Annotated in this window: 4 protein-coding genes and 1 pseudogene; all 5 read right to left on the reverse strand. The window is 71.6% G+C overall.

Going from position 1 to position 2,366, the window contains the following annotated elements:
• A pseudogene (locus tag AC1D01_RS30550) lies at positions 1-195 on the reverse strand (sulfur oxidation c-type cytochrome SoxA); the annotation flags it as partial.
• 3 nt (positions 196-198) lie between these two features.
• A complete protein-coding gene (soxZ, locus tag AC1D01_RS30555; protein WP_477873124.1) occupies positions 199-519 on the reverse strand; it encodes a thiosulfate oxidation carrier complex protein SoxZ in 321 nt (106 codons plus the stop codon).
• A gap of 7 nt (positions 520-526) precedes the next feature.
• Positions 527-976, reverse strand: a complete 450-nt coding sequence (locus AC1D01_RS30560; RefSeq protein WP_477873126.1) for a SoxY-related AACIE arm protein — start codon at positions 974-976, stop codon at positions 527-529.
• Positions 973-1,389, reverse strand: coding sequence for a sulfur oxidation c-type cytochrome SoxX (gene soxX / locus AC1D01_RS30565; protein ID WP_477873128.1), 417 nt, complete (start codon positions 1,387-1,389; stop codon positions 973-975). The genes AC1D01_RS30560 and soxX overlap by 4 nt, the downstream gene beginning before the upstream one ends.
• On the reverse strand, positions 1,389-2,366 hold a 978-nt coding region (locus AC1D01_RS30570; RefSeq protein ID WP_477873130.1), incomplete at its 5' end, for a xanthine dehydrogenase family protein molybdopterin-binding subunit. The genes AC1D01_RS30570 and soxX, both read right to left, overlap by 1 nt.

A 2,366-nucleotide genomic window follows, 5' to 3' on the forward strand; every position in this document is an offset into this window, starting at 1 on the left:
GGCGGGGGCCGATGGCGACGGCGCGCGCGCCCACAGCGCCGCGCCGTCCTGGACCCACAGCATCGCCGGGTTCTGCGCATCGTCGCGCTGCATCGCCTGCGTCGACGGGCTCATGTCGTCGAAGCCGGAGCGGCGCGCCTCCTGCGCGGACGCCACCGTCACGACCAGCAGGACCAGCCCCAGCGCGCGCCGCATCGCTCAGCCCACGCTGATCGCCACCGTCTCGGTCTGAGAGAAGCCGTGGTCGCCCTCCCAGCGGAAGCTCAGCGTGCCGCTCTCGGTCGCGGTGGTGAAGAACGCGATGTACGGGTTGGCCGCCATCGCGGCATGCAGGTCGGCGCTGAACACCAGCTCGTCGTTGTAGCGGCAGCTGAAGCGCGTGATCAGGTTGCGCGGCAGCAGCAGGCCGTCGGCGCCCGGCCGGAAGCCGGTCTCCATCGGGTGCGCGATCAGCGTGCGCAGCTCGATCACCTCGCCGCGCTTCGCGGTGGCCGGTGCGGTGATCAGCGTGCGGGCCATCGCGCCGTCACTCCAGGCAGGCGGCCAGCGTGACCAGCACGTCGACGCCCTGCGACCAGAACGTGCCGTCGCTCAGCCGCGCCACCGCCACCAGCTGCTGCGAGGTCGCGAGCCGGATCCGCGTCGACACCACCGCGCGTCCGGCGCGCGGCCCCAGCGTGAAGCGCACCACGTCGCGCTGCGGGTTGCGCTCGTTGAACACCGCGATGCCGGTGACGTGCTCGGCGGCCGTCATCGGGCTGTCGACGCTGACGGTGATCGGCACGCCGTTGCCGTTCTCGACCAGCGGCGGGATGTCGAACTTCACCTTGCCCGGCTTCACCGGCGCGCCGGACGCGTAGTCCGCGATCGCCGACTGCATCTCGAAGCTGGTCGCCCGCGCCGGCCGCACCAGCAGCAGGCCGCCGGCGGCGAGGCCGTATTGCAACAGCTCGCGGCGATGCAGCGCGGTGTTCACTGCAGCGTCACCAGCCAGGCCACCACGTCCTCGACCTGCTGCGCATCGAGCACCGCCCGCCCCTGCCATGCGGTGCCGACACGCTGCAGGCCGCCGGTGTCGTGGTACGGCGGCATGATCGTCTGCGGGTTCAGCCGGCGCGCATCGACGATGCGCAGCCGCAGCTGCGCGGCCGACCAGCGCGCGCCGGCACCGGCCAGGTCGGGGGCGAGGTTGCCCTGGAAGCGCTCCTCGGGGATCGGCGCCGGGTGGCACAGCAGGCACAGGCCGGCCTGCCGGCTCGCTACGATCGCGCGCCCGCGCGCCGCGTCGCCCGGCACCGGGGTCAGCGGCTGCGGCAGCGCATCGCGCGGCACCGGCGCAGCACACGCCACCATCACGGCCGCCACCGAGCCCATCGCCATCGCCCGCATCACGCCTTCTTCAGCGAGTGGTTCTTCAGCGGCAGCTCGCGGATGCGCTGCCCGGTGGCCGCGAAGATCGCGTTCAGCACTGCCGGCGCCGCCACCGCGATCGTCGGCTCGCCGACCCCGCCCCAGAAGCCGCCGGACGGCATCACCACCGTCTCCACCTTCGGCATCTCGTCGAGGTGCAGCACCGGGTAGGTGTCGAAGTTGGTCTGCTCGATGCGCCCGTCCTTCACGGTACAGCCGCCGTACAGCGCGGCCGACAGGCCGTAGACGAACGAGCCCTCGACCTGCGCCTCGATCTGCTGCGGGTTGACCGCGTGCCCGGGGTCGGTGGCCGCGACGATGCGGTGCACCTTCAGCTTGCCGTCCTTGTCGACCGACACCTCGGCCACCGCGGCGACGTAGCTGCCGAAGCCCATCGTCTGCGCGATCCCGCGGAACACGCCCTTCGGCGCCGGCTTGCCCCAGCCAGCGCGCTCGGCCGCCGCGTTCAGCACCGCCAGGTGCTTCGGATGCTGGCTCATCAGCTTGCGCCGGAACGCGAGCGGATCCTGCTTCGCCGCCAGTGCGAGCTCGTCGATGAAGCACTCGAGGTAGATCGCGTTCTGGTTCAGGTTGACGCCGCGCCAGAAACCCGGCGGCACATGCGGGTTGCGCATCGCATGGTCGATCAGCAGGTTCGGCACGCTGTAGCCGATCGACGCTTCGGGGCCGGGCGCGTTCAGGCCCTGGAACACCACCGGGTCCTTGCCGTCGCGGATGTTCTGCGGGAACACGCCGGCCAGGATCGACTGCCCGGAGATCCGCATGTGCAGCGCCGTCAGGTTGCCGGCCGCGTCGAAACCGGCGCGCAGCTTGCACTGCGTGATCGGGTGGTAGCGGCCGTGCGTCATGTCCTCTTCGCGCGACCAGATCAGCTTGACCGGCGTGCCGGGCATCTCCTTCGCGATCGCGACCACCTGGTGCACCCAGTCGTGCAC

Source organism: Rhizobacter sp. P3_B12, assembly GCF_056402895.1.